This window comes from Collinsella sp. WCA1-178-WT-3 (M1), from assembly GCF_009696325.1.
Classification (GTDB): domain Bacteria; phylum Actinomycetota; class Coriobacteriia; order Coriobacteriales; family Coriobacteriaceae; genus Collinsella.
The window spans coordinates 1-23,901 of the sequence record NZ_VUME01000004.1; the positions used below are offsets into that span (position 1 = coordinate 1).

Consider the following 23,901-nt stretch of genomic DNA (forward strand, 5'->3'; position numbering starts at 1 on the left):
TTCATCCTGAGCCAGGATCGAACTCTCCGTCCAAATATGTTTGGGCCTCGAGCCCGTCCGGTCCTCTCAGTCATCGCTGATCGGTTCCGTTCGATTCATATGGTTCTGTTAGATAGGAAAAGGAATTTCTCGGGGCCGCCTCTCGGCGGCCTTGCGAAAAACGAATCCAAGTCAGACCATTTCAAATGGTTCGATGTCTGCCCGGATGCGACACATCATGTGTGTCCATCCTCGCAGTATCCGGTTCTCAAGGTGCACGCCCCGCGGCTCATCCGGTTCGACCGGGCCGCGCGGCAAGGAGATATATTGCCAGACCGGAGGGGCCCGCGGGGCGGGAATCCCGCACTCCATATTTTGTTCACAAATAAATTGATCCTTCAGCTGTTCCACTGAAGTCATATCTGAAGCATCGGCTTCCGGTATTGGCGATGACCAGCTGGTTTATAGGTGTTGAGGTATCGGTCATCCCTGCTGCACTACTTTACTCTAACGGCATCTGGTTTTGGTTTCCTGTCGGTAAAAGGCTGGTTTTGGCCGCCAGGCGTCCTTATATATAGAGAAGATCGGGTTCGAACCCGTGCACCGGCAACAAAAAAGCGGCCGGCATCCGCCAGTCGCTTTTCTATTCTATGGTGGGCCGTCAGGGGTTCGGGCCCGCTGCGCGGGCGGCCGCTTCGGCGCCTCCGCGCCTCGCGCGCTGCGCTGGCAAACGCTGACGCGTTTCCTCAGCTCCGCGCCCTTTCGGGTTCGAACCCGTGCACCGGCAACAAAAAAGCGGCCGGCATCCGCCAGTCGCTTTTCTATTCTATGGTGGGCCGTCAGGGGTTCGAACCCTGGACCTTGGGATTAAAAGCGGAATATCGTTTGATTTTAGAATTGAGCAGTGCTACCTTACACCCACTCTGACCTGCGGTTTCATTAGACTGAAGGGACTGCAAGGACAGGGCTATTCCAATCACAATCGGTACACCCCGCGGTACACGCGGGGGTACATCCGCAATCGTGGAGGCCCCGTGAAACCCAAGCGCTACTACACCTCGTCCTGTCTCATCCCGTACCGCTGCGGCGGATGGCGCGGACGTCTGAAATTCAAGAAACAAGACGGAACATATGGGCAGGTCAGCAAGGTCATGGCCGCCAAATCGAAACGTGCAGCTCAGGCCGAGTTGAAGGAATGGCGCGAAGAGATGGAAGATCTTGCACAGAAGAAACTTAAACTTGGCAGCATGGCCCATAAGACAGTGAAAGACCTGCTAGACGGCTATATCGACATGCTCAGTGCATCCGGCTCAATTGAGTCCTCAACCGTCTACGACTACCGCGGTGCCGCGCGACTCGTTGAGCGCAGAATCGGCGGTATTGAGTTCGATTCGCTGGATGTAACAGCAGCTCAAAACTGGATTAACTGGGCCGTTGAGGAGGGCTACAAGCCATCCACCATCCGCAAGAGCGTGACATTGCTCAAGGCCGCCTACCGCGACGCCGTCGGCAGGCTCCGCGTGATCGACTACTCCCCCGTTGACTGCGTTCGCGTGCCCAAGGCCCGTCACCGTGAGCCCAATGCGCTGGACGAGCGCGAGCGCGGACGGCTGCTCACATTCCTCTCCATTGCTCGCGACTGCCCCGAAAACGTGGGGATCTACCTCGCACTTCTCACAGGCATGAGGCGCGGAGAACTACTCGCTCTGAGATGGCGAAACGTTGACTTCGAGCAGAGGATACTCCACGTCAAAGCATCTATCGGCTTCGGCGAAAACGGCCATTACGAGAAAGAGCCAAAAAACGGCGGGAGCCGGAGGAGCATTCCCATGCCGGATGAAGTCGTGGGGATCCTTACACGCCGCTTAACTTCAGCACGCGCCGAGTGCTTTAAGGCAGGCGTGCCATTCGAGCAATCGATGTTCGTGTTGGGCGGCCCTGACGGCGAGTTCATGGCCCCCGAGCGCCTGTCGCGTCACTGGGCCGTCACGGTTCGACAGTTAGGGCTGGTGGGCTCGGAGGGCGAGCCGCCCAAGTTCCACGACCTGCGTCACACGTTCGCCACCGCAGCGATCCTCGCGGGGACGGACATCAAGTCCGTGTCCTCGCTCCTGGGCCACGCCAACGCTGCCATGACGCTCAACATCTACACGGGCGTCAACCCTCAAGCAAAGCGAACGGCAATGGATGCTGTGGCGGCAACGATGACGGCGGCACCGCCTGCGACTGAAATCTTGGAACTACGAGCGGTCGGAAAATAGGGCTATGCGGCGTCCAGATACTGTTTTTTTGGCCCGTAAAAACATGAGCCGTCCTTCGGTGCCGACCCTTCTTTTTCAAGGCCGAAAATCGGCTCTGATTTGAGCAAAAGACCAGCTAGACAGCTGTTTCTTATAGAGACTATTCAGACTATTCAGACAATGAAACGGAGGTGAACCATGCTCGAATTCAGGATAAGCGGCGAAACTGCCGAGGTCGGTTGCCTGGCAGACCAGCTGGAGAGGGCGGGCTATGTCGTCAGGCGCTCGAAGCCCTATCGCAACAGGGACGAGGAAGGTTGTCGGATCTATCTCGAACTGGATGAGGACAAGGTCATGGGCTGGATGCTTGCCAACCTTGAAAAGCATCCCTAGACGACCCCACACAATGCCCGCCTTTCGGCTAAGGCGAAAGGCGGGCCCGAGTACGGAAACCCACCGTTTAGAGCGGGACAGACTTAATCGGGCGAAATGACCGTAAGGGTAGGTTTTTGAAATACGCAAGAGTCGTACGCTGCCGTACAAAACTGCGTTTTGCCCGTCCGCGTACGCGCCGAAACCTACGGTTCGGCGCTTGTTAGGGCTCTGCCCTAAAACCCGGCGCCCTGCAGGGCGAAACCCTCGTTCTCATAACCACAGATTTAAGAAAGCAATATGCCCCATGCTCGGGCTTGTCACCATTTGGCACCGCGTGGCACCAAATGGGTCCGCACTGGGGTTACAAGCGACTTAGTCTTTTATTAACGGCAAAAGCCGTCCAGTCTTGTGAGCCCAGAACGGGCCAGAAAGGAGCGCGACTATGCGCAAATCAGAGCAGGCCATCGTTGAGCGGTTCCGCGCGGGGGACTACACCTCGCTACCGCTACTTATCACACCGAGCACTGCTGAAGCCGCCGTTGGGATCAGCGCCAAACATCTAATCCGCATGGTCGAGCGCAGCGACATTCGCGGAGTGCAAATCGGCCGTTGCTGGAAGATCAATCGCGATGACCTGCTGAGCGTCTGCGGCCTGCGCGACAGTAATAAAGGCGCAGCATAATGACTCGTTCGATAAGTGATGACGAAGCAATCGAAGCGGCATGGGATGCGCAGCTGCCCTCGCTGCGAATTGAGCTGCCGATAACAAACACCCTCGAACTCAAACAACTGTATGCAGCTCGCGGTGACAGAACATACGCAGATATAGGCGTATGGCTCGCAATGTGCTCGCTCGCATCATCGACTTCAGGTCACTCATTGCCAGCAGACAACGAGCTGCTCGCATTGCAGCTTTATGGATCGCGCGGCAAATCGACCATCGCGGCCGAACATGTAAATGCGCTGGCCGCAGCAGGGCTCGTTTTTGTGGGCACTGACGGATTACTGTATTTACCAGCAATCGAGTCTGAATTTGTTAGGCACGGAAAAATGATCGTCGGCGGCACCCGTGGCGGGCGTCCTAAAAAGAAACGGAGGCGATAATCATGGATGAAGATCCGCCTAAAAAAGCAGCGCCGCCGGAAGTAGTAGCTCCGGCGGCGCCAAGCACCACGAAGAGTGCGATTAGCATTAAAAATACTATATCACGTGAACGGTTTACACAGCTCAGCGGCTCTGAACCACCACAAATCTGCGCCGCTGCAAGTGAAGCCGAATTATCGGCAAGAGCACGGCTCCGCGCCGACAAAAGCAATCGTTGGCTGTACCTCGTTGCACGGGGGAAACTCGAGTTAGAGCTCATGCTCGAGATACTGCGTTACGAGCGCATCGGTACCCGCAAGGGATACCCCATTTGTGGGCTCAAAAAGTCCAATCAGGACTTGGCCGCGTTCTTTGCCGTTGGAAACGACAGCATGTCCCGAACGAAGAACGCACTATTACGGCGCGGTCTAATCGACGCAGTCGATGGAGTCCTGCAACTGCGGTACGCTGCTGTCCTCAAAGCCGCCAAGGCTAAAGGTTGGAATCAATAAAGGACTCGGTAAAACAGAGGCTCCCGCCCATTCCGAGCGGGAGCCTCTTCCCGAAGTGCTCCGGTCGTATTATCAAGAGCAGGGCGAAGCCGAATCGACCGAAGAGCGAAATGGCGCGGAGCAAATTCACACCTGGTTCCATGAAGCCAGTCCATCTATCCGCTTCGGGCCTATTTCGTGGCGCCGCAGCCAGAGCAGCGGTAGCCGGTGAGGACCTGCTTGGTCCCGGTCTGTACCTGATATGTCTCCTGATGCGTCACTGCTTCATGGTGAACGGTTGTGTAATCATCCACGGTGTAGTACGAAACGGGCGTTCCAGCCATTGCCATTTTCTTGCAGTAAGCAGCAAGAGCGGCATTGTCGTAGAAAACCGTACCATCTGAACAGACAGCATGCGAGCCACTTAGAACCTGCTCGTCCCATGCGTCCTGGTCTACAACAGTTCGAGTGCGGGTCTCGTATACGGGGTCGTTGCGGTACTGCGCCTGCCACGTATGCTCATGGGACGGCTTGCCGGAGGAGCCGGAAGAGGGCTTGGAGTCGGATTTTGACGGCGCGGAGTCGGATTTTATTATGTAATGGCTTAGTGTTATTGAAGACTTACTTACTCACTGTAATCATGTTAGCACACCGACCAAGGGTTTCTATGAGTCCTTATTTGTTCCACCCTTTGGCAATAGTCGCTGTCGTCACGAGCAAGCCGCTTGCGACTACCCACGCGGAGTTAAACAATAATTGCAAACTGAAGCTGCAAATCCACCCGACAAGGCTCTTTTATAAAACCCATTGTTTAGACGACCAGCAATCTCATCAGGCTCTCACCTTGAATAGTTTCCCAGCCAATCTGCGTGACTGCCTCCGACAGCTGTCTATCATGCGTAACCAACAGTAACGCGCCAGAGAAACCGCTCAGCATCTCCTGCAGCGCCTCAATAGAACCCACATCAAGATGATTCGTCGGCTCGTCGAGTACGAGGAGGTTGGGATTCGTAACAAGCTGTTCAGCAAGCATGAGTTTGCGGAGTTCGCCAGGACTCAAATCGTCGCCATCGAGCAGTTTGTCAGGGTCGGAGTTCAACCGCGCCACGATGGAGAGGATGCGACCTTTCGTCTCCTGGTCCTGGTCTCGGAGATGCCTCAGTGCTCGCTCGCGTTCCTCTGGCCCGACGTCCTGGGGAACGTACGCAACTTTGACATTGTCGGGGACAGATTCGATGACGCTTCGTACCACCAGGCTCTTTCCCGTTCCGTTCGCACCGGTCAACACCACGTGATCCGTTGGCGAGATCCAGAGCTCCGGCACATCTATCGAGAACTCGCCAGCAGACAGTCGCGATGCCTCCAAGTGCGCCACGCAACTTGAGCGCGCAGCGACGCCGAACTCGCCGATACGATGGTCGTATCTTTTCGAGACGGTTTTCTCAGAAAGCTCTGCCTCGGCCTTTGCGAGCCGCCCGCTCATTTTGGACGAGAGCTTCCCTGCAACGCCGTCCTTTCCAGAGACTATGGCGCGTCCGATCTTCTCCCGAGCGTCGCTGTCTTTTTTGCTCAAGCCGCGCTTGCTTCGCTTGCCCTTCTGACGTGCCGCCTCTTCGCTCCTGCGCTGGGCTTCTGCCTTCAGGCGCTTAGCTTCACGAGAGGCTTGCTCGCGATCCCTCATCGCAGAGGCGCGTTCGCTCGCCGCCTGGTCGCTTGCCTTCGAGTACCCGCCGGGGCGCATGGTCCAACGCGTGCCCTCGCACATGAGGCTCTGGCCCACAAGGCCATCGAGCAGATCCCTATCGTGCGAGATGAGGATGCCGATGCCGCTGAAGGAGGCCAGCGCCTCCTTCACGATGTCGCGCGTGGCGGCATCGAGGTCGTTGGTCGGCTCATCCATGATGAGGACATCTGGCTGTGCATAGAGGGCGCACGCGATCTGGAACCGCTTCTGCTGACCGCCCGAGAGCGTGTCGTAGCGCCAGAACCAGTCGTCTTCGATGCGGAGCAGCGCCCTTGCCCGTTGCGCCTCCTTGCCCCAATCCGATGCGAGATCGAAGAGCTTGTCTGGCTCTTGGGTCGAGTCTTGCTCGCAATACGACGCGAACAGATTCGGGCTCACCGTCCCGGAATCGGGTGTAATAACGCGGGCGGCGATACGGGCGAGCGTGCTCTTCCCGCATCCGTTGTCGCCGATGATGCCCGTCCATCCCGATGGGAACGTGGCGCTGACGTCTTCGATGGCTGGCGATGCCGTACCGGGGTAGGTATAGCTGATGTGAGTGAGATTCAGTTGCATGGCGAGCTCCTTTGAGAGGAGGTCGCGCAGGGGTCAGGCACGCGATGTATGGATTTGGAACGAGAAGGCACTGAAGCGATGCGGCACCCTGAAGCGCGACCGGATGTACAGAATGGTCGTATGGGGTACCCGAAACGGGCATCGCTAGTTCTTCATCTAACCTGACCTAACTCGAAGCGGCGCTTGCCAAAGGCCCCGCTGGATGATTGATATCTAGGATTATAGCATGGTAATTGATAATGTCAATATAGTTTGTGCCACATTCACCAACATATCGCGCCGGTTGCACCAACATATATGCGCCATGTGCACCAACGCGTTTTCACCGGTTTCGGCGCGCCCGCCGACTCATTCCTCCCTCTTCTTCTCCGCGGGCAGGTCCTTAAGCCTGTAGGACCTGCCCGTGATCTTTATCATGCTGCAGTGGTGGCAGACCCTGTCGGCGATGGCGCTCGCCGCGACCTCGTCGCCGAACACCTTGGCCCAGCCCCCGATGCCCACGTTGGTGGTGATGATGGTGGACCGCTGCTCGTACCGGGTGCTGACCAGCTGGAACAGCAGGTCGGCGCCGCCCTCGTCGATGTTCAGGTAGCCCAGCTCGTCGATTATCAGCAGCTTCGAGTGGGCGTAGTACTTGAGCCTCTTCTTCAGGATCCCCCTGGACTGGGCGTCCCTCAGGTCGTCGACCAGGCGCGCGCAGTCCATGAACCGCACCTCCCTCCCGGCCCTCACCGCCTCGACGCCCAACGCGATCGCCAGGTGCGTCTTGCCGACCCCCGGGCTGCCCACGAGCAGGACGTTCTCGGCGCGATCGACGAACCGCAGGGTCGCCAGCTCCTCGACCTTCGGCCTCGGCACCGAGGGCTGGAACGACCAGTCGAAGTCCGCCAGGGACTTGACGTACGGGAAGCCCGATGACCTGAGCCTCTGCCTCAGGATACGCTGCTCCCTCGACCTCACCTCGGCGGAGGTCATCTCCGCCAGCGCCGACACGAACTCCATGTCGCCCTCCGAAACCATCCTCATGTAGTCGGGCAGCGATGCCGCCATCTGGTCCAGTTTCAGGGTGGCCAGGTTTCGCTGCGCCCTGACGTAGGGGCTCGCCTCCGCGATCGCGCTATCCATCGACTTCCCCCATTTCCTCCAGGAGCCTGAGGTTCTCCATGGCCGCCTCCCTGATGTCCGCGTCCGCGTAGCGGGATTTCCCCTCCAGCGCCTCCATGTAGTGCTCGTCTGTATAATTGAACCTGCCGGTGCCCTGCGACGCATCGTGGACGGCGACGAGCTCTCCGGCGACGGTGACCCTGATCTGCCCGCCCGGCATGGTGATCACCCTGGCCTTCTTCCCGATGCACCTGCGGGGCACGGACCACTCCCTGCCCGCGGCCCTGACCAGCATGGTCGGGGGCACCGTCTGGGTCCTGACGTCCCCGGCCATCTGCTCCAGCAGCGCCATGTTGCCCACCGGCCGCAGGTGCTCCTTCTCCCTCATGAACAGGACCGCCGGCGGCAGCCCCGTGGTCTCGTTCGGCTCCGCGTTGGACCTGGCCTCTATGTGGGCGATTATGCCGATGAGGTCGTCCTCGTCCTCGAAGTCGCCGTCGTAGACGGAGAGCCTGCCCAGGAAGCGGTTCGCGCTCTCGTCCTTGCCCTTCGTCTCCGGCGAGCCGGGCTTGCAGAGGTGCAGCTCGAACCCCGCCTCCCTGGCGAACCGCAGCACCCGCGGGCTCTTGACGCGCCTGCGCCCCTCGAAGCCGACTTTCGCCGACATGTTGTCGGTGAGCCACTCCTCGGCGATGCCCCCGTAGAACGATATCGCGGAGATCCAGCATGCGAGCAGGTCGTCCCTGGTCCTTCCCCTCGTGTAGACGAACCTGTGCATCCTGGAGTACCCCAGGGTGGCGGAGAAGACGTTGAACTCGAACACCTCGCCGTGCCTGCTCACCATGCGCAGGTCCTCCTTCCAGTCGAACTGCAGCTGGCGGCCCATCGGGGTCTCGTATCGGGGATGGGCATCCTGCTCGGCCCCTCCGTCGAAGCGCACGTCGTGCTTGCGGCAGTAGTGCGTGAAGGCGTTGTAGCCGGGCAGGGACGGCCCCTTGCACCGATGCAGCAGGTACTCGTGCACCGCCTTCTTGGTGGCGCCGGGCATCGCGGCCTTCTGCGCGATCAGGTCGCCGTGCTTGTCGAAGCCGCTGGGGCGCCTGCACCTCCCGTCGTCGACATCCCCTCCCTCGTTCCAATACCGTGAGACGGTGTGGCGATCGAGGCCGTATCGCCTTCCGATCTCGCTGAAGTTGGGCTTCAGCCCGAGCTGCCTGTACATGTTCAGCTCGCCCATGATGTTCCTCTCTTCCAATCCCGCTCCTTCCCGCCAGACAGATATCGAGGCGGGAAGAGCATATTCCCATTGGTCAAATCGGCAGAAATACGTTGGTGCGATCGGCGCAACTGCGTTGGTGCGATTGGCGCTGTATGTTGGCATAACTGGCGGGATTTATATTGGCATTAACACCTCGCCGTGCGCGACGAGATGCGCGACCGGGAGCGCTCCGAGAAGGAGTCCATCGCCGAGGACCTCGTCTTCGAGATGGAGCTCGTGCGCCAGGTGGAGATCAACATCGACTACATCCTGATGCTCGTCGAGCAGCGCCACGGCGACCACGTGAAGGACAGGGAGATCGCCGCGCGGATCATGTCCTCGGTGGCGGCGTCGCCCGAGCTGCGCGACAAGTCCGAGCTCATCGAGCGGTTCCTCGAGATCGCCGGCTTCGGGGAGGCGGACGCCCAGTTCGACATCGACCCGGCCGCGCCCGAGTCCGAGCGCCACGACGCCGTCGAGCGCAACTGGCGCAAGTTCGTGGCCGACTCCATGGAGGACGAGATATCCGGCATCATCGAGGCCGAGAGGCTGAAGGCCGAGCCGACGCGCGACCTCATGCACGAGGCGTTCGAGGTCGGCGGCGTGCCGCAGGAGGGCACCGCCGTGACGAGGGTCATGCCGCCCGGCTCGCGCTTCGGCGCGAAGGCCGAGGCGAGGGACAGACAACGCCACCGCGTGGCCGACCTGCTGTCCGGGTTCTACCGCAAGTACCGAAGCCTGACGGCCCACTACCCAATCGAGCTTCCCGAGGATTAGAAAGACAGCATGTAGGCCCTAATGATTCGCATTATCTCGAATCATTAGGGCCTATTCCTGAGTTCAAGAAATCATGACTATATTCTAGGAAGGACATCTGCCTTAATCAAAATGCTCTCCTGCAAACTAAAACGCTGCGGTATCGATCACCGCCAATCGCGGAAGAGCATGTCACCAAAGTGATAACAGAGTCGGACCCAGCGGAATCTGACTTCGCGCTAGCGTGCTCGGACAAAGAATTAAGCCAGGCCTTGAAGTCTGGCTCTCCAGCAAAGTCAAATCGTAGAAGCAAATCAAATTTTTTAGGCACTCTCAAGCCGAACAACGGCCTATAGCGAGTGGTATTGCCATTTGCGTTCGTGAATGTCACGGCTCCAATATTTGCAAAACAATCCGTCCGATAACAATTCTGGAGCTCGGTAAAGCCAAGGTTTCCATATCCCATGTTATGGGCGTACACGAGCATATTCGTACTTGATGGCGATGAGCCTTCAGCTAAAAACGGACACCCGGAGAATGACGGCAAGCGATCGAAACCGTGATTGAGGTAGAGCCCGTTAAGGTCACCCTGGCGGCATGAGACAACGGGCGTTGAGATCGAGGTCCTTTCGACCGTAAGCCAACCGGCATAGTCCGGGTTCTCATCTTTTAGAGACGCGCCGCCGTCTGCTTGCGCTTTCTGCTCAGCCGCATTTGCGACATGTTGCGAGCTCCTGCTTGATGCGACTGCACCAACGGCACAGACAATATGGACGCAAGGGCTTTTTCCTTCCAAAAAAACAGGGTTAGAAATTGACCTCATGTCAATTTCTAACCCTAGAAAGGATTGGCTTCATGTCAATAAAAATTGACTTCATGTCAATTTCGGTTGACCTCATGTCAATTTAAACCCACCCTCAAAAGGGGGCATCCAATTCCGCATATCCGCAGGTAAACAAGTTGCAAAATTGACATGAAGTCAATTCCCCTTTTATATAGATATATAAGTTATAGAAATAGGTGTGGGCTGCCGAATCGTCATGAAGCCCGCCCCACCACAGAGCCACTCGGTTGACCCTTCAATCCGCGCTCGAAGCTCGCGTTCAACGCCCTTCCAACAGCCTGGAGCTAGGCATGGAGCCCCTACGGCTATCGAAAGCGCGCAGAACGCTCGCACTCGCTCGGGCCGTCCCCTGCCCCCTCGGACGGATGGACGGACGCATCAACAATGATCCATCCGTCCGACCATCGGGACGCTATACCCCTCTACAGACAGCCCAGAATTATGGAATCCACGTGATTTGAGGGGTACCGTTTTGGGTACTCGTGGGGTACACAAAGAAAAAGGTCAGAGACAACACCGTCTCTGACCTGCGAAAACTATGGTGGGCCGTCAGGGGTTCGAACCCTGGACCTTGGGATTAAAAGTCCCCTGCTCTGCCAGCTGAGCTAACGGCCCGCGGATGGCATTGTACCACGGTCTGAGACTATTCCCAACTCCATTGGCCGTTCTGGAAAATCACAATTTCACGTCCATCAGGTGTAATGCCCGTAATATCGATGTCGTCCGTGCCAATCATAAAGTCAACGTGCGTGCTCGAAACGTTGACGCCATGCTCCAGAAGTTCCTCTTTGGACATGTCATACCCGCTTTCGATGCACTCGGGAAAACCGACACCCAACGCAAGGTGACAGCTGGCGTTCTCGTCATAAAGTGTGTCGTAGAATAGAATGCCGCTTTCACGAATCGGTGTGTTCTTGGAAATAAGCGCGACCTCGCCCAGATGAGCAGCACCTTCATCGGTTTCAATAATGCTCGCAAGCGTTGCCTTACCCACACGAGCGTCATAGTCCACTACGCGGCCGTTCTCGAACTTAATCCAAAAATCGTCAACCTTATTGCCGTGGTGAATGAGCGGCATAGCCGAGTACACGATGCCGTCGGCGCGCATACGATCGGGCGAGGTGAAGACCTCCTCGGTGGGAATGTTGGGGAAGAAAGGGTGACCGTCGGGAGTTTTTCCCTTGCCGCCGGCCCACTCATGGCCTTTCGTCATTCCAATCGTCAGATCAGTTCCATTCGAAGCGGTGTAGTGCAGGGAATCAAATTGATTATCGTTTAGGAAGCGCAGGTTCTTTTCGAATGTGGCGTCATGGAGCTCCCAGTCGCTCTCCGGGTCCTGGCCATCAGCACGAGCGGTGTGCAGAATCGCATTCCACAGTTTATAGACTGCAACCTCATCGGCGTCTCCCGGGAATACCTCGCGCGCCCAAGCAGCGACCGGAGCGCCGGCGATGCACCACGGGTTAATGTTGTAGTCCAGTCCACGGCGGAAGACCTTACACTGCGTGTTCCTCGCCTTAGAAGCTGCGGCAGGCTTAGCGGGATCGATGCCCTTGAGGGCAGCAGGGTCCGTGCCCTCAATAAAGATAAAGCAGGCACCGTCCTGGGCAAACGAATCCAGCTGCATGCGCTTCCACTCGGGAGTCTGCTCAAAATAGCTTTTCTCGACATGCTCGTAGGTAAGCCTCGTCACGGCATCGTCAGCCCAGATGACCGTCACGTGACCGGCACCGGCGTCATAAGCCTCCGCAACCACCACGCGCGCAAATGACGCGCACTCGACGGGAGACTGAACGACGACCTCCTGACCGGGCTTAACGTTGACGCCCTTGCGGACAACGAGACGCGCATAATTTTTAATCTTGGGCTCCAGGGACTTCATACCCTCCAGAGCCTCTTCGACCGTCAGGGCAGCTCGAATCATGTGCCACTCCATCTATCTACAGGACAGTAAAAAGGCGCGCCGCAAAAAACGACGCGCCTTATATCTTAGCGATATCTATAGGTTGTAACGCTACCACTTCTTCTTGGAGGCCTTCTTGTCCTCTTTGGCAGCCGAGCGCTCGATAATAGCGTTGAGCTTGTTATCGGACATGCCCTCGGCCTGCGCGCGATACATATTACGCAAGGGACGGATGCGCACGAAGTCGTAGATGAAGTCACCCAGAATGACGATGTAGGACAAAACAATGCCGGCCATCTGGACGGGACTGGACACCATGCCAGCGGGAGCGAAGTACAGCGAAGACCAAATGGCCACGACGAGCACCATGCCGATAGTAAGCACGGCCCACCAGATGCGGCGGCGCTTGGTGTAGTCCTCATCCTGCTTGAGAAGAATGCTCGACACCGTGTAGATGCGGTCCTCCTTGGCGCGCCGCTTAGCCTTGCGGGCGCGCTTCTCCTCTTTAGAGAGGCCCTCGAGGCTCTCGCCCTTCTCGAGCTCCTTGCGGCGTGCCTTGGATGATGCCGGCACGACGCGAACAGAACTCGCTGCCTGACGAGCTGGCTTGGCGGATGCGGCGGACTTGCGCGCAACCCCGGTAACCTCGTGGGATTGCGTGCGCTTGTTCGTGGCGCTGCGGGTACTCACTTACGCGTTCTCCTTCATGCTTGTAAACTGGGAGCCCGTGATGATCTGGAAGGCCTCGCGATAGCGCTCGGACGTGCCATCGATGACCTCGGCGGGCAGATGCGGGGTCTCCCCCGTCATATCCCAGTTGGCCTTGAGCCAATTGCGGACGAATTGCTTGTCGTAGCTAGGCTGAATCTTACCCTCCTCGTAGCTGGCGGCAGGCCAGAAACGGCTGGAGTCGGGCGTGAGGCACTCGTCGATCAGCGTGACCTTGCCATCGATGACACCAAACTCAAACTTGGTGTCGGCAATGATGATGCCACGGGTCGCTGCATACTCGGCGGCAGCTTTGTAGATCTTAAGAGACAGATCTCGGATCTGCGTGGCGATGTCCTCGCCAACGATCTCGCAGCAACGCTCAAACGAGATATTCTCGTCGTGATCACCGATCTCGGCCTTCGTGGACGGGGTGAACAGCGGCTCGGGGAGCTTGGAGGCCTCGGTCAGGCCCTCAGGCAGCTGGATGCCGCAGACGGTGCCGTTCTCGTCGTAGGTCTTCTTGCCCGAACCGGTCAGATAGCCGCGGACGATGCACTCGATAGGAATCGTCTGGGCCTTCTTAACCAGCATGGCGCGGCCTGCGAGATAGTCACGATACTCGGCAAACTCCTTGGGGAAATCCGCCGGATCGATGGAGACGAGGTGATTGGGGACGATATCGGCAAACTTGTCGAACCAGAACGCCGAGATACGGTTGAGCACCTCTCCCTTAAACGGAATTTCGTCGGGAAGAATAAAGTCGAACGCAGAAATGCGATCGGTGGCGACCATCAACAGGTTTTCGCCGGCATCGTAGATATCACGAACCTTGCCACGGGAATCCGGACGACGCTCCATCGTTGTCACGTGAGTCACTCCTTACCTAAATACGATAGAAATGCGGGTTCTTTCCCGCACGTTTTCGCAAACTCGGAGCGGCAGGGACGCGGCCCCTCCTTCACCGAATAGCGAAAAGCTAGTGCTCCATTGTAGTAGATGCCGCGTCCGCCGTGTGCTCGCGGGGCAGATGAATCGTAAAAGTCGTACCCTTTCCAAGCTCTGACTCCACGGATATGTAGCCATGGTGACGCTCGACGATCTGTTTAGTTACGGCGAGGCCGACGCCCAGGCCGCCAGCTTCGCGGGCGCGGCTGGCATCGGCGCGCCAAAATCGTCCGAAGATACGCGACAGATCGTCCTTGGCAATACCGATACCGGTATCCGAAACGGCAATACTGACATGCTTGCGGTCACTGAGCACCGACACTACGACCCAACCGCCCTCGGGGGTGTAGCGCATGGCGTTGCTCATGAGGTTGATGACGCATTGCGTGATCATGTCGGGATCGGCCTCGACGACATCGTCGTGCCCCTGGGTTTCATCTGCAAAGCGAAGGCGAAGGTCACGGTCGGCAAACAGACGCTCCTGGCCGTTCACAATCGATCGCACGAACGGAACCATGTCCACCGGTTCGAGATTGAGCGGAGCCGTGCTGTTTTCCATACGCGATAGGTCGAGCATCTGCTGCACCAAACGAGCCAGGCGACGCGTCTCGGAAGCGACCGTCTCCAGATGCTCGTCGTCGGTGGGGTACACGCCGTCTTGCATGGCCTCGACCGTTGCAAGCATGGCCATGAGCGGTGTACGAAGCTCGTGTGCGACATCCGAGGTCAGGCGCTTTTCGTGCTTCATATCTTTCTCGAGCGAGGTGGCCATCTCGTCAAAGGTCTCACCCAGCTGATCGATTTCGTCATCGCCGCGCAAGCCCGTACGAGCAGACAGATCGCCGTCGCGAATTTGCTTGGCTGTGCTCGTAATACGATGAATTGGCTTGGTAAGCATGCGCGACACGAGCGATCCGATAACGACCGAGATGCAGATTGCAACAACCGCGGCAAGAGCCATGGCGTTAAAGGTCTTCTCCCTAAACGCAGAATCTGCCTTAGTGAGCAGAGCGTCGGAGCCGATAGCCCATAGCTTTACCTGTCCGACATGCTCGCCAGAGGACGTAACGATTTCGACGTTGGCAACGCTATCGGAGTCGGTGGGCGCTGACGAGACCGGGCTATGCGAGGCCTTTTTACCGCTCGAGCTGCTCGACGGCAATTCGCTCTCGCGCACATCGGCGGTCGCACTTGCCGAAGGCCATGAGTCGTCATAAACGACAACGCCCTTTTTGTTGACGACCTGCATACCCAGGTCGTCGGACACCAAGCTCGATGTCGCGACCGTGCGCAGCTCGCCCGCAGTCCAATTGCCGTTTTCCTCATACGACGTCGCAAGCTTTTCGGCAGCAGAATTGGCGATCTCGACGATATTGGAGCGCGTGTAATCCGAAAAGACGGTGCCCCACACAACGGAGACAACGCCCACCAGCACCAATACCGTCATGAGCGATGTCAGGGCAAAAGCCAAAGCCATACGCGAGGGATAGCTCATCGCCGGCCGTGAATCGGAACGAGGCGTGTTCCAACTTGCCTTGGAACCCGCCTCGTTCTCCTGCTTGTGCTTTTGTCCGATTTCAAAGCGCGCAGGTGTCATATGTGATTTACCTATTTCTCGTCCGACTTATCGGTCTTGGCCGGAGCCTCGAAGCGATAACCGACGCCGTGAACGGTATAGAGCCACTTAGGCTTCTTGGGGTCGTCGCCCAGCTTGGCGCGAAGGTTCTTCACGTGGCTGTCGATGGTGCGCTCGTAGCCCTCAAAGTCGTAGCCGAGCACCTTCTCGACCAGCTCCATACGGTTATAGACGCGACCGGGATGGCGAGCAAGCGTGGTAAGCAGCTTAAACTCGGAAGCGGTCAAATCAACTTCCTTGCCCTCGACCAAGATCTTGTGGCCCGAGATATCGATGACCAGATCGCCAAAGTCGAGTACCTCAACGGCGGGCTCGTCTGCCTGGTGAGCACGACGGAACAGGGCGCGAACGCGGGCGACGAGCTCGCGCGGCGAGAACGGCTTGATCAGGTAGTCGTCGGCACCAAGCTCGAGGCCGATGATGCGATCCTCGATCTCGCCCTTGGCGGTAAGCATGATGATGGGCACATCCGAGGTATCGCGGATAGTGCGGCAAACGCGCTCGCCGGGGATCTTGGGGAGCATAAGGTCGAGCACAACCAGGTCGAACTGGTGCTTCTCGAACTCCTCGATCGCAGACTGGCCATCGCCAACGCCAACAACCCAGTAGCCCTCGCGCTCGAGATAGGCAGCGACAGCGTCACGGATCGCCTTCTCGTCCTCGACCAGCAGAATCTTTTTTGCATCTGAAGCCATAACACGGCCCCCCTGTCTCAATTAGCTAAGAACAAGCCCATTTTAACGCACCTGAGCCCACCGGGCATCGCATGGGCGCGACAGCTCGGCGGGCGGTACTCACGGTTACAATGGGCTTATTCCCCCGTTGGCGCCTTTTTAACCCCTCGGCGCTAAAGAGAGAACAGGCGAGCGGTAACCGTCTCGGGAATTCCTTGGCTATTACGCACCGTGGCATAGGTTAAAAACGTATTCGATTTTCCCGCCGTAGCTGGATAGTCGCCATATTCGAGAGCGCGGTCGGGCGACAGCAGCGAACCATAGGTTTTAGCGGAGGTATCGATCAGAAAATGCGATGCCTGAACCTTAACCAGATATTTGCCCTTCCTGCCGGCGGCGCACGCGAGCGGTTCGCGCGATAGAAATTGATACGGGCCGCCCTCGTTACCAATGTAGGTACCCATATTGCCCAGGCCGCCCACGCCGGCATAGGTCGCCTCAATGGAGAACACAAACGTATCGCCCATATATACGGCCTCGAAAGGTGACACCGACGAAGGAAGGACCAGCTGAGCCCTCTTGGTATTGTTGCCGTCCGTCAGGTCGATCGCCGTCATGCCGTAGTAGACGCCCTCGTCATTGCGCACGCGGGGTGAGATAGTCAGGATGCCATCGCTCACGCGCGGTGCAGACGCAAAGCGGCCTGTCGACTTCCAGATTGCCTCCGCTTTAGATTCATCGAGCGAACGGCGGTAGCAATATGAATCGCTGCCGGTCTTATTGCCACCGGTCGAAGGTATCTTGTACCAGATGACCGACGAGTCAAAGGCGGTAAACAGCGGAGGGTCGTAGTCCTCACCGCCGCGATCAAGCTCAACGGCATTACCAGTAAGCGCCGCGCCCGACAGGGTTTGCGCATAGAGCTTCCACGACGAATTCGCGTAGTTCATCTCAACCCACGCAAACACGCTATCGGTGGCGCGAACGTCGTAAAACGCATAACCGGAACCCTCGACAGGATCGTCAATCAACGTGGTGAGTGAGCCGTCCCCCATGTTGAACACGCCAAGCGTGTTGGCATGCAGCGCAGATGCGGGCGCCATCATCGCCGCAGCGTAACCTCCATCGCAGTAGTACAGCAGCGTCCCCAATGGCAACGTCCACGACGCCGTCGGCTTAAGATCAATGTCGACGGCCTCATACTCTTCGGTAATCGAGACGATCTTGGAATCATCTTTGATAACCTGCGGCTCACCGGCAGCATCATCGCTGGTGCCCGTTTTTTTCGAGCACCCCGCAAGCAGCGTGGCAGCACTCGCGGCAGCACCACCCAACACAAATCCTCGGCGCGTTACCCCATTCTTAACGCGATCAAAAATACTCATTAGGCAATCTCGGCACGCGCGGCCTCGATGGCACGCGTAAGTTGGTCGGCACAGGAGGTCTTTTTCGTGCCGCACGTATTGCCGGCCAACACCTCAATCACACGATCGGAAGATGCACCTTCGACCAATTTAGAGATGGCCTTGAGGTTGCCGCTGCAGCCGCCGGTAAACTCAACGCCCAGCACCTTGCTGCCGTCATCGGAAAGATTGAGGTGAATATTGCGAGTACACACGCCCTGGGGCTTGTAATCAAACGAAATCATGCGATCTCCTTCTCAGAATGTCATTCGAGACGACTATTATCCCCGTCTTTCCTTAAATGCAACGAGGCGCTTTACCGGCAACACACATTACCAGCAAAGCGCCCTAAAAAGCTAACGTTATGCCGAACCTACTCGAAGCTCAGCTGCTCCAGACGATCGAAGACCGTATCGATGCGGGTGAGGAAGTCCCACGGATCAAAGATCTCGTCGAGCTTCTCCTGGCTGACGGTGCAGCGCGGATCGGCCTCGAGGCGCTCCTTGAAGGTGGGGCCGGAAACGCAGTCCTGCACCTCATGCCAGGTCGCCATGGCGTTTTCCTGCACGATTGCGTAGGCGTCCTCACGGGTAATGCCCGTATCGACGAGGGCCAACAGAACCTTGGAGGAGAAGATGAGACCGCGGGTCTTGTTGAGGTTGGCCATCATGCGAGCCGGATACAGCTGGAGGCCATCGATAACGCGGATAAGGCACTGGAACATGTGGTCAAGCGCGATAAAGCTATCGGCCTGGGCGACGCGCTCGGCAGAAGAGTGCGAAATGTCACGCTCATGCCACAGGGCGACGTTGTCGAAGGCGACCTGGGCGTTGGACTTCACGACGCGCGACAGGCCGCAGACCTTCTCCATGGTGATGGGGTTACGCTTGTGCGGCATGGCGGAGCTGCCCTTTTGACCCTTGCGGAACGGCTCCTCGGCCTCGAGCGTATCGGTCTTCTGCAGATTGCGAACCTCGGTAGCGATACGCTCGCAGGTGGCCGCCGTGGTGGCAAGGACGCCGGCGAGGTAGGCATGATGGTCGCGGCTGATAACCTGCGTGGACAGCGGGTCGTGAACCAAACCCAGGTGCTCGCAGACATACTCCTCGACAAACGGCTCGATGGAGCTGTAGGTGCCAACGGCACCCGAGATGGCACCGAAGGCGACGTTCTTGCGAGCGTCCTCAAGGCGATCCAGATCGCGCTTGAGCTCCCAGGCCCAAGAGCCAAACTTCATACCAAAGGTCATAGGCTCGGCGTGGATGCCGTGAGTGCGACCGGCGCAGAGCGTGTTACGCTCCTCGAAAGCGCGACGTTTGCAGATCTCGCCGAGTTTCTTGACGTCCTCGATAATTAGGTCGCAGGCCTGGGTAAGCTGATAGCACAGGGCCGTATCGCCCAAGTCAGAGCTGGTCATGCCATAGTGAACCCAACGGCTGGGTTTAGGCTCGCCCTCGGGAACATCGGCGTCGATATACTCCTTCATATTGGTCAGGAAGGCAATGACGTCATGGCGCGTGACTTCTTCGATCTCGTCGACCTTCGCCTTCTCAAAGTTGGCGTGGTCGCGGATCCACTGAGCTTCTTCTTTAGAAATACCGATCTTGCCGAGCTCCGCCTGGGCCTCGCAGGCCAGAACCTCAATCTCCTGCCAAATGGCGTACTTGTTCTCGAGGGAGAAGATGTGTCCCATCTCCGGGCGGGTATAGCGATCGATCATAGCGGCTCCTTTTTGGTTATTGGCACGTTGGTCGTAACCCAACCATTGTACCGTGCGCAGGTGCAAGTATAGGCAGCAGGTATTAACCTAACATTTTGCCATTTGCCTAACGTTCACACCCTGTCGGGTTCGAGTCCGGGCACTTTATTGAAAAAAGCACGACACCGTGATGGTGCCGTGCTTGTACTTTTAACTGGAGCGGGCAACGGGACATCCGCGCATTTGCTTCGCAAATCCGCACCGGCTTCAGGCGCCTGTCGGCGCCTTCACCTGCTCGCTACAAACGCTTCGCGTTTGCTTAACGCTCACACCCTGTCGGGTTCGAGTCCCGGCGCTTTATTGAAAAAAGCACGGTACCGCAGCGGTACCGTGCTTTTATTTTTTTGGAGCGGGCAACGGGACTCGAACCCGCGAGTGTCAGCTTGGGAAGCTGATGCCTTACCACTTGGCGATGCCCGCATATGTGGGGGATAGTATAACGCGGTTGTCTTGTTTGATACAAGGGCACTAACCCTTGTTTTACGCATGGAAAATCATCTTCTTGTTGCTCGAATTGCGAAAACAGGGACTCGAGTAACCTGTTTTACACCGTCTTCTACCTGCTCTTTTGTTTGATTATCTAAAACCGGTCTCCATTTGTTGGGAACTTGGCAAGTTCTTGGTCAGCTCGCGGTACTTACCCGTATGACCCCCGGCGCTAATCTCATCCCACGCGCCGCAATCTCCCAGCGCGGCGCACAAAGGATAAGGAGCAGCCATGTCCAATGCACCCACGCACTCTGTCCACAGCGCAATCGCAACAGCACCGCTGCTCCTATTCCTCTTGTTGTTTCTAGCCTGCGCCACGCCTGGTACCGCCTGCGCCGTCGATGGAAACGATACGCTTAGTTTTCGCACCATCAGCGATATGTGCGGACCGTTTGGCATTGGCAAGTACGAGGCACAAGACGCCTCAATTTCTTACTGCATGAACCAAGACTGCCCCGGCCCCAGCAGCCCGGGAGGACCCTGGCGGACCTACAATCAGGGTTGGACATGGCTCGACAACGAGTTTGCCGCCGTCATCTGCCATGGATACCCTTCCGCCACATCATTTGGCGGCCATAACCTAACGGCCGAACGCGCCCGCGCCGCAACCCAGATTGCCGTGTGGATGCTCAAAGGAACCACGCGCCCCGATGGCTCTTTTGCGTATACAAACAACGCCGGCGTTGCCAAAAGCGGCAAGTTCGATCAAGACGCCGAGGTTGTCGCGGCGGCGCGCTGGCTCTACGACAACGCAAAAGCCGGAAATATTAAGGCCGACCCGCATCGCGCCAGACGCTATCACGGACCCGTCTCTAACGAAGGCCGGCACCAGGATATGCTCTACGTTTTGCCCACCATCAACGTATCCTTTGAGAAAAGATCTGCAGACACTGTCATTACCAGCGGGAACGATACGTATCAGTTAGGTGGGGCGACGTTTAACATCTTTGAGGAAAACACAGACAAACACGTCGGCAGCATCAAAATGGACGGCAACGGTCGTGCACGGGCAACACTTTTGCCCAACACGGCATACTACCTAATCGAAACCAAAGCGCCGACAGGCTATCTGTCACGACGCGATCGCATTGCCTTTACCACCGGAAAGAGCGGCGGACATGTCACAATCAACGAGCAGCCAGGTTCTATCACGCTGCGTGTCGTCAAAACCGATGCCGCCACGAATGCCGGAGCGCAGGCGGGAACCTCGCTCGCCAAAGCCGAATTTACCTGTGTCTCGCAGTCTACCCCTGGGTGGACGCGCACCTTCACGACCGAAGACGATGGCCAGGCGACCTTAAGCGGCATTCCCCTGGGAACCTTTACCCTCTACGAATCGAAAGCACCAGAGGGCTACTTGCTCCCCCATGACAGCTGGACCTATACGGTCGGCCCCAATCAACTAAACGACATGGGCGTCGTTGAGCTCGAACGCCGCATCCCCAATACTCATGTTGCGTTTGACATCGAGATTTCCAAGTTCAAGGATTACGGGAACGACGAACAATCGGGATTAGAACAGCCAGCGGAAGGCGTCGTCTTTGAAATCGTCAGCAACAGCTCTAAGCAGGTCGTAGGCACATTGACGACAAATATCTATGGCTTCGCATCCACCAAAGACCAGCCCAAGGCCTGGTTTGGCGCGGGCACACGACCGGAGGGCGTTCATGGAGCCATCCCCTACGATCGTGAGGGGTATACCGTTCGCGAGGTCCCGGAAACTGTTCCCGCAGGCTTCAAGCGGGCAGAGGATTGGACCATCGCGCCCGAGCAAATCGCCGACGGAGCCAAGCTTCAGTACATAGTGGACAATCACACCCTTTCGACACATCTCCAAATCATCAAACGCGATGCCCAGACGGGAGCTTCCGTCCCCCTTGCCGGCTTTAGTTTTCAGCTGCTCAACAGCAACCGTGAACCCATCTCTCAAACATGCTGGTATCCGACGCACAACGTTATGAACACCTTTACCACCAATGCGACCGGCACCGTCACGTTGCCAGAATCGCTCAAGCCGGGTACATATTACGTACGAGAAGTCGCAGCCAAAGCGCCCTACCTTGTGGGCGACGAACTGAAGGTGACGATTCCCGCCGATGCAGATCTCACGCCTATCGCCGCCGTCTCGTATTTCAACAGCGCGGCAACCGGAAGCATCGAGATCGTGAAGGCTGACGCAGTAGACGGCAGTGTCCTATCTGGTGCCAAGTTTGAAATTCGCGCTGCCGACGATATCGTTTGCCCCGATGGCCACATTGCCGCCCTTGCCGGTGAAGCCGTTGCCGCCGTCACAACTGATGAACAGGGTAAAGCTCGCGTAGACAACCTTTCGCTGGGTTGCGGAACGGCACGATACGAAGTCGTTGAAACCCAGTCTCCCGACGGCTATCTACTTGATCGGACAGCACATATCGTTGAGCTTACTTATATCGACCAGAAGGTCCCCGTGGTCGAGTCGCAGATCGAATTGCCTAATGATTACACCAAGGTCGATTTCTCCAAGGTCGATATAACAGACAAGCATGAAGTTAAAGGCGCCCGACTGGTCTTATGCGACGCCGATGGAACAGAAATTGATTCTTGGATATCATCCGAGCAGCCCCATCGCGTGGAGCACCTTGAACCCGGTTCTTATACCCTACGCGAAACAATGTCCCCGCGCTCCTATGACCTCGCTGAAGACGTATCCTTTGAAGTCGAGGATACGGGGAAGATCCAGGCCGTAACCATGACGGATGCACCGATTGAGATTAAGGGGAGCGTCGACAAGCGACAAGAAATCGCGCGGCCAACCGCAAAGGGAACAGTGGCGAACGGCGACGGTAAAAACCGGGCGGCGACGCAACCCGACAGTAAGGGCTCCTATTCCTACACCATCGACGCACAAAACGAATCGAGCACCTGGGTCGACGAGTTCACCGTCACCGACGATCTCGAGTGTGCCAAAGACGGCACGGCCAAACTTGTCGCCATTAAAACCCCGATCGCCGTCGGCGACTTAAACGGGCTCTGCAATGTTTGGTATCGAACGTCACCGGCAGAAAAGTTGGGCATAAAGGAAAAGGCCAACGCCACACTTGACGATGAACACACCAACCCGTGGCTCGAGACAGCCGAGGTCAAAGAGCAGCTGGGCGAGGATGTGCGGATTGTCGATTACGATGGCTGGAGTCTTTGGAAAGCCGATGTCTCGACCACGGAGTCTTCCACCCTCGAAGTAAAGGACCTTACGCTTTCGGACGACGATGTTATCACGGGGATTCGCTTTGAGTATGGCTCGGTTTCCGCAGACTTTACGACCCGGCGCGACAACGATTCTTGGAATCGCAATGGGCTTAAAGACGAGCATGACGACCTTGACGAAGCGACGGCATCCCTCAAATCGGATTTACACGGAGCAATCATCCGGATGTGTGCGACCTCATCTTATACGCCCCAAACCGCACTCGCCAACAGTGCCCGTGTTGACCTTTGCCGCAACGGAGGAGGCGAAAAACTCGAGTCGCACGATAAAGATCGTGTTGTTCAAAAATGCGCCATTCCGCAGGATCTTCCAAATACGGGCAATGCACCCATCATCTCTTTTCTCACCGCACTATTGACCGCCGGTGGCACAGCAATTTGGCTCACTTGGCTAAGCTCGGCATCAAAAGAGGAGTAGGTAGAAATAACGGGCGAGCCGATATGCCGGCTCGCCCGTTATCTGGCATATGTAACCAAAGGCTATTCCGTAGACGCAGACCCGCCGTCAACAAGTTCCAGATCGCTATCCGAAATGCCGTCGGCACCCAAACTCTGCTCTTGCTCCACCTCTTCGCTCATCGTGGACCTGGGCGTCGACCCCTTAGCGCCCACGATATATGCGGCCCCCAGACCCAAAGCGATGGCGATCAAAAACAGAACCACATAGACGGGCCAATGGCGTTTGATGTATGAAAACACGCTAACTCCT

20 protein-coding genes and 2 tRNA genes are annotated in these 23,901 nt (G+C 57.3%); 7 read left to right on the top strand and 15 right to left on the bottom strand.

Annotated elements, in window-relative coordinates:
* Positions 1-1,013 precede the first annotated feature (1,013 nt).
* The 5 genes from FYJ40_RS03580 to FYJ40_RS03600 all read left to right on the top strand — a co-directional run bounded on the left by FYJ40_RS03580 (position 1,014) and on the right by FYJ40_RS03600 (position 4,189).
* Entirely contained in the window at positions 1,014-2,240 is a 1,227-nt protein-coding gene (locus FYJ40_RS03580; protein ID WP_154516856.1) for a tyrosine-type recombinase/integrase, read from the top strand.
* A 177-nt stretch (positions 2,241-2,417) separates the two neighbouring features.
* On the top strand, positions 2,418-2,612 hold the full coding sequence (locus FYJ40_RS03585; protein WP_154516854.1) for a hypothetical protein: 195 nt from the start codon (positions 2,418-2,420) through the stop codon (positions 2,610-2,612).
* A 424-nt stretch (positions 2,613-3,036) separates the two neighbouring features.
* The gene (locus FYJ40_RS03590) at positions 3,037-3,276 is read left to right on the top strand and encodes a helix-turn-helix domain-containing protein (protein ID WP_154516851.1); all 240 of its coding nucleotides are present in this window, start codon (positions 3,037-3,039) and stop codon (positions 3,274-3,276) included.
* Entirely contained in the window at positions 3,276-3,698 is a 423-nt protein-coding gene (locus tag FYJ40_RS03595; RefSeq protein ID WP_154516849.1) for a hypothetical protein, read from the top strand. Before FYJ40_RS03590 ends, FYJ40_RS03595 begins: the two co-directional genes overlap by 1 nt.
* A 2-nt stretch (positions 3,699-3,700) precedes the next feature.
* Positions 3,701-4,189, top strand: a complete 489-nt coding sequence (locus FYJ40_RS03600; RefSeq protein WP_154516847.1) for a hypothetical protein — start codon at positions 3,701-3,703, stop codon at positions 4,187-4,189.
* A gap of 170 nt (positions 4,190-4,359) precedes the next feature.
* Here FYJ40_RS03600 and FYJ40_RS03605 read toward each other — a convergent pair whose 3' ends face one another.
* From FYJ40_RS03605 to istA, 4 genes are all read right to left on the bottom strand, one after another.
* A complete protein-coding gene (locus FYJ40_RS03605; RefSeq protein WP_154516845.1) occupies positions 4,360-4,512 on the bottom strand; it encodes a hypothetical protein in 153 nt (50 codons plus the stop codon).
* Between the two features lie 467 nt (positions 4,513-4,979).
* Positions 4,980-6,467 (bottom strand): ATP-binding cassette domain-containing protein, encoded by a 1,488-nt coding sequence (locus FYJ40_RS03610; RefSeq protein ID WP_154516842.1) that lies wholly within the window; start codon positions 6,465-6,467, stop codon positions 4,980-4,982.
* A gap of 348 nt (positions 6,468-6,815) precedes the next feature.
* Positions 6,816-7,592, bottom strand: a complete 777-nt coding sequence (gene istB / locus FYJ40_RS03615) for an IS21-like element helper ATPase IstB (protein WP_154516839.1) — start codon at positions 7,590-7,592, stop codon at positions 6,816-6,818.
* The gene (istA, locus tag FYJ40_RS03620; RefSeq protein WP_229770650.1) at positions 7,585-8,826 is read right to left on the bottom strand and encodes an IS21 family transposase; all 1,242 of its coding nucleotides are present in this window, start codon (positions 8,824-8,826) and stop codon (positions 7,585-7,587) included. Before istA ends, istB begins: the two co-directional genes overlap by 8 nt.
* Positions 8,827-8,988: 162 nt before the next feature.
* On the opposite strand from istA, the gene FYJ40_RS03625 reads away from it, so the two are divergent.
* The gene (locus tag FYJ40_RS03625) at positions 8,989-9,606 is read left to right on the top strand and encodes a hypothetical protein (RefSeq protein ID WP_154516836.1); all 618 of its coding nucleotides are present in this window, start codon (positions 8,989-8,991) and stop codon (positions 9,604-9,606) included.
* Between the two features lie 1,362 nt (positions 9,607-10,968).
* Here the strand turns inward: FYJ40_RS03625 and FYJ40_RS03635 are convergent.
* The 10 genes from FYJ40_RS03635 to FYJ40_RS03680 all read right to left on the bottom strand — a co-directional run bounded on the left by FYJ40_RS03635 (position 10,969) and on the right by FYJ40_RS03680 (position 19,880).
* Positions 10,969-11,044: transfer RNA gene (locus FYJ40_RS03635), tRNA-Lys, on the bottom strand.
* 28 nt (positions 11,045-11,072) lie between these two features.
* Entirely contained in the window at positions 11,073-12,353 is a 1,281-nt protein-coding gene (locus FYJ40_RS03640) for an aminopeptidase (RefSeq protein WP_154516831.1), read from the bottom strand.
* Between the two features lie 90 nt (positions 12,354-12,443).
* On the bottom strand, positions 12,444-13,022 hold the full coding sequence (locus FYJ40_RS03645; RefSeq protein ID WP_195838567.1) for a hypothetical protein: 579 nt from the start codon (positions 13,020-13,022) through the stop codon (positions 12,444-12,446).
* On the bottom strand, positions 13,023-13,901 hold the full coding sequence (locus tag FYJ40_RS03650) for a phosphoribosylaminoimidazolesuccinocarboxamide synthase (protein ID WP_154516897.1): 879 nt from the start codon (positions 13,899-13,901) through the stop codon (positions 13,023-13,025).
* Positions 13,902-14,019: 118 nt separating this feature from the next.
* On the bottom strand, positions 14,020-15,585 hold the full coding sequence (locus tag FYJ40_RS03655; RefSeq protein WP_154516828.1) for a cell wall metabolism sensor histidine kinase WalK: 1,566 nt from the start codon (positions 15,583-15,585) through the stop codon (positions 14,020-14,022).
* Positions 15,586-15,596: 11 nt separating this feature from the next.
* Positions 15,597-16,319 (bottom strand): response regulator transcription factor, encoded by a 723-nt coding sequence (locus tag FYJ40_RS03660; protein ID WP_006236208.1) that lies wholly within the window; start codon positions 16,317-16,319, stop codon positions 15,597-15,599.
* A 152-nt stretch (positions 16,320-16,471) separates the two neighbouring features.
* The gene (locus tag FYJ40_RS03665) at positions 16,472-17,635 is read right to left on the bottom strand and encodes a hypothetical protein (RefSeq protein WP_370450614.1); all 1,164 of its coding nucleotides are present in this window, start codon (positions 17,633-17,635) and stop codon (positions 16,472-16,474) included.
* Positions 17,636-17,682: 47 nt separating this feature from the next.
* Complete coding sequence (locus tag FYJ40_RS03670; protein ID WP_154516822.1) at positions 17,683-17,946, bottom strand: TIGR03905 family TSCPD domain-containing protein; 264 nt, start codon at positions 17,944-17,946, stop codon at positions 17,683-17,685.
* 128 nt (positions 17,947-18,074) lie between these two features.
* The gene (gene purB, locus FYJ40_RS03675; RefSeq protein WP_154516820.1) at positions 18,075-19,421 is read right to left on the bottom strand and encodes an adenylosuccinate lyase; all 1,347 of its coding nucleotides are present in this window, start codon (positions 19,419-19,421) and stop codon (positions 18,075-18,077) included.
* Positions 19,422-19,805: 384 nt separating this feature from the next.
* Positions 19,806-19,880, bottom strand: a tRNA-Gly gene (locus tag FYJ40_RS03680).
* 298 nt (positions 19,881-20,178) lie between these two features.
* On the opposite strand from FYJ40_RS03680, the gene FYJ40_RS03685 reads away from it, so the two are divergent.
* On the top strand, positions 20,179-23,610 hold the full coding sequence (locus FYJ40_RS03685) for a SpaA isopeptide-forming pilin-related protein (RefSeq protein WP_154516818.1): 3,432 nt from the start codon (positions 20,179-20,181) through the stop codon (positions 23,608-23,610).
* A gap of 62 nt (positions 23,611-23,672) precedes the next feature.
* On the opposite strand, the gene FYJ40_RS03690 is transcribed toward FYJ40_RS03685, so the two are convergent.
* The gene (locus FYJ40_RS03690; protein ID WP_154516815.1) at positions 23,673-23,891 is read right to left on the bottom strand and encodes a hypothetical protein; all 219 of its coding nucleotides are present in this window, start codon (positions 23,889-23,891) and stop codon (positions 23,673-23,675) included.
* Positions 23,892-23,901 lie beyond the last annotated feature (10 nt).

Excerpts from the sequence above, each read along its gene's own strand:
- FYJ40_RS03590 (WP_154516851.1), top strand. The coding sequence starts at position 3,037 with ATGCGCAAATCAGAGCAGGCCATCGTTGAGCGGTTCCGCGCGGGGGAC.
- FYJ40_RS03685 (WP_154516818.1), top strand. The coding sequence starts at position 20,179 with ATGTCCAATGCACCCACGCACTCTGTCCACAGCGCAATCGCAACAGCA.
- FYJ40_RS03650 (WP_154516897.1), bottom strand. The coding sequence starts at position 13,901 with ATGGAGCGTCGTCCGGATTCCCGTGGCAAGGTTCGTGATATCTACGAT.
- FYJ40_RS03660 (WP_006236208.1), bottom strand. The coding sequence starts at position 16,319 with ATGGCTTCAGATGCAAAAAAGATTCTGCTGGTCGAGGACGAGAAGGCG.
- FYJ40_RS03595 (WP_154516849.1), top strand. The coding sequence starts at position 3,276 with ATGACTCGTTCGATAAGTGATGACGAAGCAATCGAAGCGGCATGGGAT.
- FYJ40_RS03605 (WP_154516845.1), bottom strand. The coding sequence starts at position 4,512 with ATGGCTGGAACGCCCGTTTCGTACTACACCGTGGATGATTACACAACC.
- FYJ40_RS03640 (WP_154516831.1), bottom strand. The coding sequence starts at position 12,353 with ATGATTCGAGCTGCCCTGACGGTCGAAGAGGCTCTGGAGGGTATGAAG.
- istB (WP_154516839.1), bottom strand. The coding sequence starts at position 7,592 with ATGGATAGCGCGATCGCGGAGGCGAGCCCCTACGTCAGGGCGCAGCGA.
- FYJ40_RS03670 (WP_154516822.1), bottom strand. The coding sequence starts at position 17,946 with ATGATTTCGTTTGATTACAAGCCCCAGGGCGTGTGTACTCGCAATATT.
- FYJ40_RS03610 (WP_154516842.1), bottom strand. The coding sequence starts at position 6,467 with ATGCAACTGAATCTCACTCACATCAGCTATACCTACCCCGGTACGGCA.
- FYJ40_RS03585 (WP_154516854.1), top strand. The coding sequence starts at position 2,418 with ATGCTCGAATTCAGGATAAGCGGCGAAACTGCCGAGGTCGGTTGCCTG.
- FYJ40_RS03655 (WP_154516828.1), bottom strand. The coding sequence starts at position 15,585 with ATGACACCTGCGCGCTTTGAAATCGGACAAAAGCACAAGCAGGAGAAC.
- purB (WP_154516820.1), bottom strand. The coding sequence starts at position 19,421 with ATGATCGATCGCTATACCCGCCCGGAGATGGGACACATCTTCTCCCTC.
- FYJ40_RS03600 (WP_154516847.1), top strand. The coding sequence starts at position 3,701 with ATGGATGAAGATCCGCCTAAAAAAGCAGCGCCGCCGGAAGTAGTAGCT.